This window comes from Leclercia sp. AS011, from assembly GCF_037152535.1.
Classification (GTDB): domain Bacteria; phylum Pseudomonadota; class Gammaproteobacteria; order Enterobacterales; family Enterobacteriaceae; genus Enterobacter.
On the sequence record NZ_JBBCMA010000004.1, the window covers coordinates 46245 to 59063 of the forward strand.

At 52.9% G+C, this 12819-nt stretch carries 13 protein-coding genes; 10 read left to right on the plus strand and 3 right to left on the minus strand.

The window, feature by feature from the left end; translation table 11 throughout:
- Window positions 1-53 precede the first annotated feature (53 nt).
- Both degQ and zapG read right to left on the minus strand, forming a co-directional pair.
- The gene (gene degQ / locus WFO70_RS16320) at window positions 54-1418 is read right to left on the minus strand and encodes a serine endoprotease DegQ (protein WP_337017541.1); all 1365 of its coding nucleotides are present in this window, start codon (window positions 1416-1418) and stop codon (window positions 54-56) included.
- A gap of 170 nt (window positions 1419-1588) precedes the next feature.
- Window positions 1589-1987 carry a Z-ring associated protein ZapG gene (gene zapG, locus WFO70_RS16325; protein ID WP_337017543.1) on the minus strand — a complete coding sequence of 133 codons (399 nt, stop codon included), beginning with the start codon at window positions 1985-1987 and terminating at the stop codon, window positions 1589-1591.
- A 190-nt stretch (window positions 1988-2177) separates the two neighbouring features.
- Here zapG and zapE point away from each other — a divergent pair, with 190 nt between their 5' ends.
- The 10 genes from zapE to WFO70_RS16375 all read left to right on the plus strand — a co-directional run bounded on the left by zapE (window position 2178) and on the right by WFO70_RS16375 (window position 11355).
- Window positions 2178-3302, plus strand: coding sequence for a cell division protein ZapE (gene zapE, locus WFO70_RS16330; RefSeq protein WP_337017545.1), 1125 nt, complete (start codon window positions 2178-2180; stop codon window positions 3300-3302).
- 292 nt (window positions 3303-3594) lie between these two features.
- Window positions 3595-4023, plus strand: a complete 429-nt coding sequence (rplM, locus tag WFO70_RS16335; protein WP_024551131.1) for a 50S ribosomal protein L13 — start codon at window positions 3595-3597, stop codon at window positions 4021-4023.
- 15 nt (window positions 4024-4038) lie between these two features.
- Window positions 4039-4431: a 30S ribosomal protein S9 gene (gene rpsI, locus WFO70_RS16340; RefSeq protein WP_003025138.1), complete on the plus strand. Its 393-nt coding sequence runs from the start codon at window positions 4039-4041 to the stop codon at window positions 4429-4431.
- 312 nt (window positions 4432-4743) lie between these two features.
- Window positions 4744-5382: a stringent starvation protein SspA gene (gene sspA, locus WFO70_RS16345; RefSeq protein ID WP_337017547.1), complete on the plus strand. Its 639-nt coding sequence runs from the start codon at window positions 4744-4746 to the stop codon at window positions 5380-5382.
- A gap of 5 nt (window positions 5383-5387) precedes the next feature.
- Entirely contained in the window at window positions 5388-5879 is a 492-nt protein-coding gene (gene sspB, locus WFO70_RS16350) for a ClpXP protease specificity-enhancing factor (RefSeq protein ID WP_337017908.1), read from the plus strand.
- Window positions 5880-6206: 327 nt separating this feature from the next.
- Window positions 6207-6932 (plus strand): DUF1120 domain-containing protein, encoded by a 726-nt coding sequence (locus WFO70_RS16355; RefSeq protein WP_337017549.1) that lies wholly within the window; start codon window positions 6207-6209, stop codon window positions 6930-6932.
- Between the two features lie 126 nt (window positions 6933-7058).
- Window positions 7059-7730 (plus strand): fimbria/pilus chaperone family protein, encoded by a 672-nt coding sequence (locus tag WFO70_RS16360; protein ID WP_337017551.1) that lies wholly within the window; start codon window positions 7059-7061, stop codon window positions 7728-7730.
- Window positions 7731-7751: 21 nt separating this feature from the next.
- Window positions 7752-10130 carry a fimbrial biogenesis usher protein gene (locus tag WFO70_RS16365; protein WP_337017553.1) on the plus strand — a complete coding sequence of 793 codons (2379 nt, stop codon included), beginning with the start codon at window positions 7752-7754 and terminating at the stop codon, window positions 10128-10130.
- Window positions 10127-10657, plus strand: coding sequence for a hypothetical protein (locus tag WFO70_RS16370; RefSeq protein ID WP_337017555.1), 531 nt, complete (start codon window positions 10127-10129; stop codon window positions 10655-10657). Before WFO70_RS16365 ends, WFO70_RS16370 begins: the two co-directional genes overlap by 4 nt.
- The gene (locus tag WFO70_RS16375; RefSeq protein WP_337017557.1) at window positions 10654-11355 is read left to right on the plus strand and encodes a DUF1120 domain-containing protein; all 702 of its coding nucleotides are present in this window, start codon (window positions 10654-10656) and stop codon (window positions 11353-11355) included. The genes WFO70_RS16370 and WFO70_RS16375 overlap by 4 nt, the downstream gene beginning before the upstream one ends.
- Window positions 11356-11399: 44 nt before the next feature.
- Here the strand turns inward: WFO70_RS16375 and WFO70_RS16380 are convergent, their stop codons facing one another.
- The gene (locus WFO70_RS16380; protein ID WP_337017559.1) at window positions 11400-12818 is read right to left on the minus strand and encodes a glutamate synthase small subunit; all 1419 of its coding nucleotides are present in this window, start codon (window positions 12816-12818) and stop codon (window positions 11400-11402) included.
- Window position 12819: the final 1 nt, after the last annotated feature.

Below are 12819 nucleotides of genomic sequence, written 5' to 3' on the forward strand. Positions count from 1 at the left end.
ATAGCATGACTTATCCGGACATCACACGTGGTGATGTCCGGACGCGTACAGGCTTAACGCAGCAGAATATAGAGGGTGTCGTTGCCGCGCACGATCTGCAGGGCAATAACGGTGGGTTTGCCAGCCAGCACTTTGCGCATTTCGGCGATGGACTGCACGCGAACGCGGTTCACGCCGATAATCACGTCATTCTCATGGAGACCGGCCTGCGCGGCAGGGCTGCTCTTCTCGACGCTGTCGAGAGTAATGCCTTTGGTGCCGTCTTTTAACTGCCCGTCGCTTAAGGTCGCCCCTTGCAGCGCGGGAGCAATCATCTCTGCACTGGCCGATGAAGAGGTGCTTTTATCCAGCGTGACCTGCACATCCATCGGTTTGCCGTCACGCAAAATGCCGAGCTTAACCGTGGCTCCTGGCTCCGTGGTGGCGATACGCGAGCGCAGCTCGGCGAAGCTGCTTAACGGTTTGTCATTCAGGCTGACGATCACGTCCCCGGACTTCACGCCCGCTTTTGCCGAGCCGGAATTCGGTAGCACTTCACTGACGAAGGCGCCGCGCTGCACGTTCAGGTTGAACGCTTTCGCAATATCCGCGCTCATTTCGGTACCCTTAATGCCCAGCAGCCCGCGTTTCACTTCGCCGAAATCAATTAACTGCTGTGCCAGCGTGCGGGCCATGTTGCTGGGGATGGCAAAACCAATCCCCACGCTACCCCCGCCGGGTGCCAGAATGGCGGTGTTAATGCCGATCAGCTCCCCGTTCAGGTTCAGCAGCGCGCCGCCGGAGTTACCGCGGTTAATGGAGGCGTCGGTCTGGATAAAGTTTTCCAGCCCTTCTAGGTTCAGGCCACTGCGACCCAGGGCGGAGATGATCCCGGATGTGGCCGTCTGGCCCAGGCCGAAGGGGTTACCTACCGCGACGGCAAAATCTCCGACGCGCAGCTTGTCGGAATCGGCGATGGCGATTTGCGTCAGGCCGGTTGGGTTCTGAAGCTGCAGCAGGGCGATATCGCTCTGATCGTCGCCGCCAATCAACTTAGCGTCGAACTCCCGGCCATCGTTCATCTGGACGCTGATTTTATCCGCATGGCTGATGACGTGGTTATTGGTCAGGACATAGCCTTTCGCGGCATCAATCACCACGCCCGAGCCCAGCCCTTCGAAAGGCTGGGCCTGGTCAGGGGCATCATCGCCAAAATACTTTTTCAGCTCTTCCGGGATGCGCTGGCTCTGCACGGCGGTGCCTTCGACCTGCACGCTGACTACCGCGGGCAGGACTTTTTCCAGCATCGGGGCGAGGCTCGGCAGCGCCGCCTGGCCTGGAACCTGCGAAGGAATTGCCGCCACCGCCGGCCAGGATGCCGACAGCGATAATCCGATACTCAACGCTAACGCGCTCAACAGCTGATTTTTTTTGTTCATTTATGCTGGCTCTCGCAACCTGAAATGGAGGAATAACGGCCCTGAAACAGTCTGATGTTATTGAATTTTAAAACGCTGAACAATGAGGTGTTTGACTAAATAATAGCTGGGGTCGGGAAGAAAGGACGGGCGCAAGGGCTGCGCCCGTAAAATTTATTAGTGATGTGCGATTAATCGCGTTTTGCGCCACCGCGCAGCAGGCCGGATGCCCCTTCGGAGTAATCACGCGGCATCTGTACCGGCGCCTGATCGTTACTGGCTTCGGACTCCGCCAGACGGTTGCGGAACGGATTGTTTTCTGCGCTCATCTCCGGCAGCAGATTGCTGGAGCTTTTCGCCATGTGCTGATAAAGCTTGCGGTAATCATGGGCCATGTTGTCCAGCAGCTCGGCGCTCTGGGCAAAGTGGTTTACCAGCTCTTCGCGATACTCATCCAGTTCAGCTTTGTTCTTTTCCAGTTCATACTGCAACGCCTGTTGCTGGCGCAATTTGCGATTTCCAAAACGCATGGCCACGGCACCGATAGCAATGCCGACGACTAAACCAATTAGCGCATATTCCCAGGTCATGAACTTCTCCCGTTGTCTTGTGGTTCCGTAGGGTGTTGGCTCGGCTTCATGCCTGTGCCTGATTATGCCACTATAACCGCTATTTCCTTAGAAGTGGAATCCCACCGCATCATCGCGTACTGTAGAACGGCCTTTTTTTCGCCAACTGAGCAGACTGGCGGGTATTAATTGAAGGAATAACAATAAGATCATGCAAAGCCTTTCCCCGACATCGCATTACCAACAGGCCCTGAATGAGGGCTCCCATCAGCCTGATGATGTACAGCGTGAAGCGGTAAGACGTCTGGACAGCATCTGGCAGCAGTTGACCACTCAGCCGACCGAAGCTGCCCCTGCGGGAGGACTCAAGGCCGCGTTTGGACGACTGCTGGGCAAGAAAGCGCCGCAGGGCGTCACGCCGGTGCGCGGCTTATATATGTGGGGCGGGGTAGGGCGCGGCAAAACCTGGCTGATGGATCTGTTCTATCAGAGCCTGCCGGGAACGCGTAAGCAGCGCCTGCATTTTCACCGTTTTATGCTGCGGGTACATGAAGAGCTGACGGCCCTGCAGGGGCAGAGCGATCCGCTGGACATCGTGGCCGAGCGTTTCAAAGCCGAAACCGACGTGCTGTGCTTCGACGAGTTTTTTGTCTCCGATATTACTGACGCCATGCTGTTGGGCGGGCTGATGAAAGCGCTGTTTGCCCGCGGCATTACGCTGGTGGCGACCTCCAACATCCCACCGGATGAGCTCTACCGTAACGGCCTGCAACGCGCCCGCTTCCTGCCCGCTATCGATGCGATAAAAGAGCATTGCGACATCATGAATGTCGATGCTGGCGTCGACTATCGCCTGCGCACCCTGACCCAGGCCCATCTGTGGATCTCGCCGTTAAACGACGACACCCGGCAGCAGATGGACAAACTGTGGCTGGCGCTGGCAGGGGCAAAGCGTGAAAACGCCGCCGTGCTGGAGGTGAACCATCGCCCGCTGCAAACCCTGGGCGTGGTCAATCAAACCCTTGCCGTGTCGTTTGCCACGCTCTGTGTCGATGCCCGTAGCCAGCACGACTATATTGCGCTCTCGCGGCTGTTCCATACGGTGATGCTGTTCGATGTGCCGGTGATGACCACGCTGATGGAGAGCGAGGCCCGACGCTTTATCGCCCTGGTCGATGAGTTTTACGAACGCCACGTCAAACTGGTGGTGAGCGCTGCCGTCCCTTTATATGAGATCTATCAGGGGGAGCGGCTGAAGTTTGAGTTCCAGCGCTGCCTGTCGCGCCTGCAGGAGATGCAAAGCGAAGAGTACCTGAAGCGCGAACATATGCCTTAATAACAGCTACCCTCTCCCCGTGGGAGAGGGGCTGGGGGTGAGGGCACCAGACCGCACTGTCTTCACCCCGGAAAAACCCGCGTCAAATCACAATTAGGGGTCGACCTTTACCCCTGACTTCTCTATAATCTTGCGACCCCACGTTACAAGAAGGTTTTTTTCCCAAAACTTTCTCTGCGCCGGCATAGGCTATTCGAAGGGGTAGGTTTGCTGGACAATGTCGTGTGAACCTCAACTACTAAACGTTTGGGTGTTCACCAACGTGTAACTTATTTATTTGGGTAAGCTTTTAATGAAAACTTTTACAGCTAAACCAGAAACCGTAAAACGCGACTGGTATGTTGTTGACGCGACCGGTAAAACTCTGGGCCGTCTGGCTACCGAACTGGCTCGTCGCCTGCGCGGTAAGCACAAAGCGGAATACACTCCGCACGTAGATACCGGTGATTACATTATCGTTCTGAACGCTGACAAAGTTGCTGTAACCGGCAACAAGCGTACTGACAAAGTGTACTATCACCACACCGGCCACATCGGCGGTATCAAACAAGCGACCTTTGAAGAGATGATTGCCCGCCGTCCTGAGCGTGTGATTGAAATCGCGGTTAAAGGCATGCTGCCAAAAGGCCCGCTGGGTCGTGCTATGTACCGTAAACTGAAAGTTTACGCAGGTAACGAGCACAACCACGCGGCACAGCAACCGCAAGTTCTTGACATCTAATCGGGATTATAGGCAATGGCTGAAAATCAATACTACGGCACTGGTCGCCGCAAAAGCTCCGCCGCTCGCGTGTTCATCAAACCGGGCAGTGGTAAAATCGTTATCAACCAACGTTCTCTGGAACAGTACTTCGGTCGTGAAACTGCCCGCATGGTAGTTCGTCAGCCGCTGGAACTGGTCGACATGGTTGAGAAACTGGATCTGTACATCACCGTTAAAGGTGGTGGTATCTCTGGTCAGGCTGGTGCGATCCGTCACGGTATCACCCGCGCTCTGATGGAGTACGATGAGTCCCTGCGTGGCGAACTGCGTAAAGCTGGCTTCGTTACTCGTGATGCTCGTCAGGTTGAACGTAAGAAAGTCGGCCTGCGTAAAGCACGTCGTCGTCCACAGTTCTCCAAACGTTAATTGGTTTCTGCTTCGGCAGACAACAATTGGCGAAAAACCCGCTTCGGCGGGTTTTTTTATGGGTAACACTCAGGTTATCCACATGCAGGCTTCCTTTCTGACCTCTTTTTCCGCATTTCCAGAATCCCCTCACCACAAAGGTCACAAAATCTGGTAAACTATCATCCACTTTTCTGTCCAAATAACGGTGAATGCTCGATTTTTGTTCTCTTTTTGAACAAGGGTGGGAATTCCCTGGGATGGACAACAAAACATCTGGCTAGCCTGTATGGCTGGTAGCAGTAAAAATTCTGAATATACCTGGAGGTTTTCATGGCTGTCGCTGCCAACAAACGTTCGGTAATGACGCTGTTTTCTGGTCCTACTGACATTTATAGCCATCAGGTTCGTATCGTGCTGGCAGAGAAGGGTGTCAGTTTTGAGATCGAGCATGTGGAAAAGGATAACCCGCCTCAGGATCTTATCGATCTCAATCCAAGCCAGAGCGTACCAACGCTGGTGGATCGTGAACTGACCCTGTGGGAATCCCGTATCATTATGGAATATCTGGATGAGCGTTTCCCGCATCCGCCGCTGATGCCCGTTTACCCGGTTGCGCGTGGGGAAAGCCGTCTGTACATGCAGCGTATCGAGAAAGACTGGTATACGCTGATGAACGTTATCGTAAACGGTACTTCCGCAGAAGCCGATGCTGCGCGTAAACAGCTGCGAGAAGAGCTGCTGGCGATTGCACCGGTCTTCGGTCAGCGTCCATTCTTCCTGAGCGACGAGTTCAGCCTGGTGGATTGCTACCTGGCTCCGTTACTGTGGCGTCTGCCGATTCTGGGCGTTGAGTTTAGCGGCCCGGGTGCGAAAGAGCTGAAAGGCTACATGACGCGTGTCTTTGAACGCGACTCTTTCCTGGCTTCTCTGACTGAAGCTGAACGTGAAATGCGTCTCGGCCGGGGTTAATGATTGTGGAAATGTCACAGCTATCTCCACGCCGTCCGTACCTGCTGCGTGCCTTCTATGAATGGCTGCTGGATAACCAGCTCACGCCGCATCTGGTTGTGGATGTGACTTTGCCTGGCGTGCAGGTGCCTATGGAATATGCGCGTGACGGACAAATTGTTCTTAACATTGCGCCGCGTGCTGTAGGTGCGCTCGAGCTGGCAAACGATGAAGTTCGCTTCAATGCCCGCTTTGGTGGTGTACCGCGTCAGGTTTCTGTTCCGCTGGCCGCTGTACTGGCGATCTACGCCCGTGAGAACGGCGCAGGTACCATGTTTGAGCCAGAAGCGGCGTATGATGAAGACGTGGTCAGCCTGAACGATGATGAACAATCCGCTGGCAGTGAAGGCGAGCCGGTGATGTCAGTTATTGAGGGCGATAAACCCGATCATGATAACGATCCTGATGATACGCCACCGCCACGTGGTGGGCGTCCTTCATTGCGGGTTGTTAAATAACCGATTACATCGTTTTGTTAATCTGACTAAAAACCACACGTCAACAGCGTGTGGTTTTTTTTGGTTAATATAAATTGAATTTGTAGAATTTTTATATTCAGACAGAGTATCCCTTTCATTACGCTGAACTTTGTTATATTGATTGTCTTGATATTTCATTTTTAATGAACGCTGTATTAAGTAAAAATAACTACATTAAGTCATTTCCCAATGTAACAATATAGTGGCTGCATATTGCTATATATTAGCAGCGCTCTTCAAATTCTTGATGGTTGTGGTTTCACCGCAATGAAGGAATTAATCAAAATTATCACATAGGGAATGGAAATGACCAATTTCAAGAAAAAGCTTTCTACGTTAGCAATTTGTATTGCGACATTTGCAGCGGCTAATGCTAATGCAGTTGATGTGGCAACGTTATCTGTTAAAGGTTCATTTGAACCCGCAGCATGCACCCCGACTTTCAATAATAGCGGTGTCGTTGATTATGGCACCATGAATTCAACAATGATTTCCGTGATTGCGCCAGAAGCAAATAGCCTGATTCAGCTGGGCAATAAAAATATTACTCTGACAGTGAAATGCGATGCCGCAACAACCCTGGCCGTTGTGGCGCAGGATAACCGTTCCAGCTCCAAAGTAGCCTTGTCTGAGACCAGCTTTATTGATAATTACATTGGCTCCAATGATTTGACGTATGCGGGTGCCGCGTTTGGCCTCGGTACTGTTGAAGGCGGCGGTAATATTGGCTCCTACGCGCTGAGTGTTCTGCCTACAGGGGCCACTGCGGATGGTAACGCAGCCGATCTGATCGTTAAAGATACCGATGTTGCAAACTCTTCATGGGTTTCCGCGAAAAATGGTGCACCGCTGTTCCCGGATGGCTCTCGCATCGCGACGCTTGCCAAAGCAGGTGAACTGACGCCAGTCACCTTCACTGAAATGGTTCTGCCGATGGGCATATCTGCCGCGGTTCAGACCAAATCAGCTATGGGTAACCCATCTGAAGTTAAGCTGGATGGTAACGCGACGCTGAGCCTGGTTTACCTCTAACTATTATTTATTAAATTAACAGGCCCAGTAGTCAATTAATTATATATTGGGCCTGAATATAACCATTAATATGCTTTACATTTCCTCTGGCGTATATTTTATTAACTTTTTGTCCAGTGGCGTTTTATGAAAAAATTAAGTGTTCTGTGCTTGTCTCTTCTTTCGGTACAATGTCTCGCCAGCGGGATGTTACCGCAAACATCAGTTTTATTAGTCGATGAAAGCAAAGGTGAAGCCAGTATGAATATCACCAATACCGATGCTTTCCCCTCTCTGCTTTATACGAAAATAGTGGATCTGCCCGGAGGCGATAAATCCGTCCAATTGATAGTCACGCAACCTGTTGTGCGCGTCGATGCAGGTCAAATGCAAAAAATACGCTTTATTTTGCACAAGGATAAATCGCTTGTGCAGGAAGAAATGAAGCGTGTGGTATTTGAGGGCATACCGCCAAAACACAGTGGTAAGAATGAACTCAAAGTGACTATTCGTCAGGATTTGCCGGTCATTATTCATCCTGCGGGCCTTGCTGAAGATTTATCGCCATGGAAGCATCTGATCTGGCAAAAAAAGGGTGCCGACCTCGAAGTTCGCAATCCCAGCAAATATGTGGTGCGCATGGTGGCGTCGTTTAAAGGTTTGCCTTCGGGTAAAGCCGGCATCCTCACTAAAACATACCTTCAGCCAAACGGCAGTATAACGGTGAAAATGCCTGCGCCAGGCGACAGCAAAGTGGAGTTTTATCCTGCCAGCCGGTATGGATATAAAGGAGAGCGCTACACAGCCTCTATTCAATAAGTTGTTCAAGGATGAACATCAATGCTCAGGAAGGCTTTGTTAGCATGCGCTATCAGTGTGGCATGCACACCCGTCGCTAATGCGGAGAGTGCAGGAAAAGAGCCCGTAGAATTTGACCTTGAAACGCTTAAATCTTTGGGCATGGATCCCGAGATTTCACGTTATTTTTCGCGTGAAGCTCGATTTTTGCCGGGCAAGCGTTCGGTCACTTTGAAAATCAATGGCGAAACGCAGGGAAGTATTGTTGTCACCTTTGATAAAACAGGGCAGCTTTGCTTCGATAAATCCTTTATGGAACAGGCGGGTCTGCGCATCCCTGCAAAATATGAGGAGGGCTGTTACGACTATATCGCCGACTATCCCGACACACTTGTTACCTTGCTGCCAGCTCAGGGCGTGATTGAACTGGTGCTTCATCAGGATCAACTCCAGAGGCAACGTCCCGATGCGGCAGATTTTATTACCGGCGGAACGGCGGGTCTGTTCAATTACTCGATGCTGATGTCCCGCAATAATTTTGACAGCGGACATTCTGACTATGCGCAATTAACGCTGGATGGTGGCGTCAATTTCAGCGACTGGCTGTTTCGCACCCATCAACTCATTAGCCGTAGCAATGGCAATGTTAACAGCGAGAACTCCCGGAACTACCTGCAACACACTTTCATGAAGTGGAAAACCACAATGAGAGTAGGTGAGGTGAATATGAATAATCGCCTGCTGGAAGGGAGCAGTATTTATGGCATTGAGCTGGAGCCTGAAAATGCGCTTTCCGAACCAGAGAGTGCGGTACAGGTCACCGGGATCGCCAGTACCGCGCAGGCACGCGTCGAGGTACGTCAGCAAGGCATGCTGATTTACTCCACGCTGGTGCCAGCTGGTCCATTTACGTTAACCAATATCCCCTTACGCAATTTCAGCAGCGAACTTAACGTCACTGTCATCGAGACGGATGGTGTTCAGCGCAATTTTATTGTCCCTGCTTCACTGTACAGCCGACGTCTCGGGAGCCCGGCCGGATTCTCTTTTGCTGCAGGCCGCGTCAGCGATAACTACGCCAAGAGGCCCTGGGTAGCCAGCGTATCGGGTGGCTGGAGGATCGCCCCTACACATAACGTCGGGGGAGGCGTTGTCATTTCCGATGGCTATCAGGGGCTGGGCATCAGCCTGGATTCCGTGCAGATACCTGGCACATTGCTCTCACTGCAGATAAACCAGTCGGCCGATCGCGAGCATTCTCTGCAAGGGCAAAAGTATCAACTGACGGCAAATGTCGCGCTGCCAGCGGATGTAGGATTCACCGCCTCCGTAGCAAAAAAATCCAGTAACTACAGGGATTTTACGCAGTCCATTGATGACAGCGATATCACCGCTAACAAGTATGAATATTCCGCAGGCGTAAGCTGGAGCAACGCGATTGCAGGAAGTTTGAGTTCCACCTTCTACGAAACTCAGGCGTACGGTAAGGGCGGCCGTTCGCGATTTATCTCCCTGAACTGGGGGAAAAGCTTTAAGGGATTCTCCCTTTCCGCCAGCTGGCAGCGTCAGCTCAGCGCGGGCGATAAGAATAACGATAATGACGATATGATTTACGTGAACCTCTCTGTTCCGTTTAGCCGAAATTCACTCAACGCCTATTCTCGTCACAGTAATGGTCAGGATCGCTATGGTTTAACGACGGCGGGCCAGATGACGGAGAATTCAACCTATAACCTTGCCGCAGAGCGTGATGCGCAGCAGCGTGATAACAGCTTTGCCGCCGGGATAAACAGTAACTTGCATTACACCCAGCTAAGTCTGAACGCCAGCACCAACGGCAGCCATAACAACAGCTATGCCGGTTCGTTACAGGGCGGTGTCGTGGCGCACCGCAGCGGTATCACGTTCTCACCCCTGGCCGTCCATGAAACCTTTGCCATCGCACAGCTTGATAGTCCCGTCCCGGGAGTTCGACTGGACACGCCACAGGGGCCGACCTGGACCGATTTTCGGGGACAGGCGGTGATACCGGCAGTGAATGAGTGGAAAAACTCCCTGGTTGAAATCCGCACCGATACCTTGCCGCAGAACATGGATATAGGTAACGGCACGCGACTGCTCAAACAGGCGAAGGGATCTGTGGGGCAGGTGCATTTTGGTACGCTCACCAGCCGTCGGGTGCTACTGACTGTCACAACAGCTGATGGGAAACCGCTGCCGAAAAGTGTGGTGATTACCGATGTCGATGGCAATTACCTGACAACCTCGGTGGATGATGGGGTTGTCTTTTTAACTCACGCGGAAGAGGTACGGGAATTGCTGGCCAGACTGGAAAGTGGGATCTGTCGAGTGACATTTGCATTACCGCCAGAACCGGCAGCGGAGACCTTTTATGAGCGTGCCGGAGGGATATGCAAATGAAATACCGCGTAGCGCTACTGATGGCGCTGGCCTTGTCGTTTAACGTTAAAAGTGAATGCCAGCTTATGACCAGTCAACAGACTGTCTCCTATGGCACGCTCAGCGCCGCTGAACGCCAGGCGGCAAAAGAGCAGGATGTCGAACTTCCGGAAAGGCATCTGCAACTGACGGTCAACTGTGACAAACCGCAGCGTGTGCGGCTTTTTTTCAGCAGTTCGTTGCCGAAAAATAACGCCTTTGCTTTCGGGTCTGAGGGAAGGATGAAGGTCACGGCGATGAACGCAGTGGTTGATGACCGTGAGGTGTTATTAACCCCCGTGCGGTTGCCTGAGAGCGCGATTACCAACGCGGGCAACAACAGGATGGCGGTGACGCTGGATGAAGGTGCCGCATTTGTCGCAGGCGATGAAGTCAGCGGTCAGCATTTTTCCCTCACGCTTGCGGTAAGCTCTTACTTCAAAAATCAGCCGGTTACTGAAAAGATGACCTATCGCGGTAACTTACAGATACGGGTCGATGCACAATGAAAAAACTGATTTTCGGTGCGTTAAGTCTTCTGCTCAGCCTGTCGGTTTATGCCAATGACAGGGTAAGTATTCATTTCGAAGTCACGGCTGAAGCGGCCGCCTGTACCCCGACACTGAGTAATAATGGGGTTGCTGATTACGGGACGAACCATGTCTCATCGCTATTGCCGCATGCGTTTACGCAATTAGGCCCGCGCGATATCACGCTAAGTATTCAGTGTGAATCCGCCACCTCAGTAGCCATTACCGCAAGGGATTCACGCAGCAGCTCGATGGTATCGGGCAAGGACGATCGTCATGAAGAGGGGGCGCGCTTTCAGATTAATGGCGGCGGGTACGTGAGCGATAAAACACGGCTCTTTGGGCTTGGGTTTACCGCTGAAAACAAACCCATCGGCAGCTATGCCATACAGATAGTGGCGGATGGCGTTGTCGCGGTCGAGGGGGAGCAGCAGGTCAATGTCGATATTGGCGGCGCAGCCAGTAAAGAGGGGCCCTGGACGATATCCACATTGTTGCCATTACCTGCCAATCAGGACTACTTCTATACGTTTATGAAGAAGGGGACGTCTGAACCTCAACCGATAACTCACGCAAATGTTCCGCTGCAAATCAGCGCCACAGTTGCGAATAAGCTGAACAGCAGTCAGACGATTACGTTAGATGGCAGTGCGGTGATCAGTCTTGTTTATCTGTAAAAAAGCCAGCGGAGGAACCCGCTGGCTTTAAATGGTGTAAAAAATTACACCTCGAGGAAGTTCATGATCCCGTCGGCCGCCTTACGACCTTCGGCAATGGCGGTTACCACCAGATCAGAACCGCGAACGATATCGCCACCAGCGAAAATTTGCGGGTTGCTGGTCTGGAACGCGTTGTCGCTGCCTTCCGGGGCGATGATACGGCCCTGAGAGTCCAGCTCGACGCTGTGCTTCGCCAGCCACTCCATGCTGTGAGGACGGAAACCAAACGCCATCACTACGGCATCAGCCGGGATCACATACTCGGAACCGGCAACAATCTCCGCACGACGACGACCTTTCGCATCCGGCGCACCCATTTCAGTGCGCGCCATCTTCACGCCGCTGACTTTGCCGTTGGCATTCACTTCAATACCCAGAGGCTGGATGTTGAACTGGAATTCCACACCCTCTTCACGCGCGTTTTTCACTTCGCGTTTTGAGCCCGGCATGTTCTCTTCGTCACGACGATAAGCACAGATCACGTGCGCCGCATTCTGACGAATAGAGGTACGCACGCAGTCCATCGCGGTATCACCGCCGCCCAGCACCACCACGCGTTTGCCTTCCATGCTGACGTATGGCTCAGCGGCGGTTTCGCCGTAACCCATCATCTGCTTGGTATTGGCAATCAGGAACGGCAGGGCATCGTATACGCCCGGTGCCTCTTCGTTTTCCAGCCCACCGCGCATCGACTGATAGGTACCCACGCCCAGGAACACGGCGTCGTAATCTTTCAGCAGATCGTCGAGCTGTACGTCACGGCCCACTTCGGTATTGAGTTTGAACTCAATGCCCATGCCGGTGAAGATTTCACGGCGGCGGGTCATCACCTCTTTTTCCAGCTTAAAGGCCGGGATGCCGAAGGTCAGCAGACCGCCAATCTCCGGATGACGGTCAAACACGACGGCCTTTACGCCGTTGCGGGTCAGCACGTCGGCACAGGCCAGGCCCGCCGGACCCGCACCGATGATCGCCACGCGTTTGTCGGTCTGACGCACGCCGGTCATGTCCGGGCGCCAGCCCATCTCGAACGCTTTATCGTTGATATAGCGTTCGATATTGCCGATGGTCACCGCACCAAACTCGTCGTTCAGGGTGCATGAGCCTTCACACAGACGGTCCTGAGGACACACGCGGCCGCACACTTCCGGCAGGGTGTTGGTCTGGTGAGACAGCTCAGCGGCCTCGAAAATACGCCCTTCGTTGGCCAGCTTCAGCCAGTTTGGGATGTAGTTATGGACCGGGCACTTCCACTCGCAGTACGGGTTGCCGCAGGACAGGCAGCGGTCTGCCTGTGCTTTGGCCTGGCCTTCGGAAAACGGCTCGTAGATCTCAACAAATTCAATTTTACGGATCTTCAGCGGCTTCTTCGGCGGATCCACACGCTGCAGGTCGATAAACTGGTAAACATTCTGGCTCATC

Bases quoted from the DNA above. Each gene is read 5' to 3' on its own strand.
- degQ (WP_337017541.1), bottom strand. From the start codon at position 1,418: ATGAACAAAAAAAATCAGCTGTTGAGCGCGTTAGCGTTGAGTATCGGA.
- zapG (WP_337017543.1), bottom strand. From the start codon at position 1,987: ATGACCTGGGAATATGCGCTAATTGGTTTAGTCGTCGGCATTGCTATC.
- zapE (WP_337017545.1), top strand. From the start codon at position 2,178: ATGCAAAGCCTTTCCCCGACATCGCATTACCAACAGGCCCTGAATGAG.
- rplM (WP_024551131.1), top strand. From the start codon at position 3,595: ATGAAAACTTTTACAGCTAAACCAGAAACCGTAAAACGCGACTGGTAT.
- rpsI (WP_003025138.1), top strand. From the start codon at position 4,039: ATGGCTGAAAATCAATACTACGGCACTGGTCGCCGCAAAAGCTCCGCC.
- sspA (WP_337017547.1), top strand. From the start codon at position 4,744: ATGGCTGTCGCTGCCAACAAACGTTCGGTAATGACGCTGTTTTCTGGT.
- WFO70_RS16355 (WP_337017549.1), top strand. From the start codon at position 6,207: ATGACCAATTTCAAGAAAAAGCTTTCTACGTTAGCAATTTGTATTGCG.
- WFO70_RS16360 (WP_337017551.1), top strand. From the start codon at position 7,059: ATGAAAAAATTAAGTGTTCTGTGCTTGTCTCTTCTTTCGGTACAATGT.
- WFO70_RS16365 (WP_337017553.1), top strand. From the start codon at position 7,752: ATGCTCAGGAAGGCTTTGTTAGCATGCGCTATCAGTGTGGCATGCACA.
- WFO70_RS16370 (WP_337017555.1), top strand. From the start codon at position 10,127: ATGAAATACCGCGTAGCGCTACTGATGGCGCTGGCCTTGTCGTTTAAC.
- WFO70_RS16375 (WP_337017557.1), top strand. From the start codon at position 10,654: ATGAAAAAACTGATTTTCGGTGCGTTAAGTCTTCTGCTCAGCCTGTCG.
- WFO70_RS16380 (WP_337017559.1), bottom strand. From the start codon at position 12,818: ATGAGCCAGAATGTTTACCAGTTTATCGACCTGCAGCGTGTGGATCCG.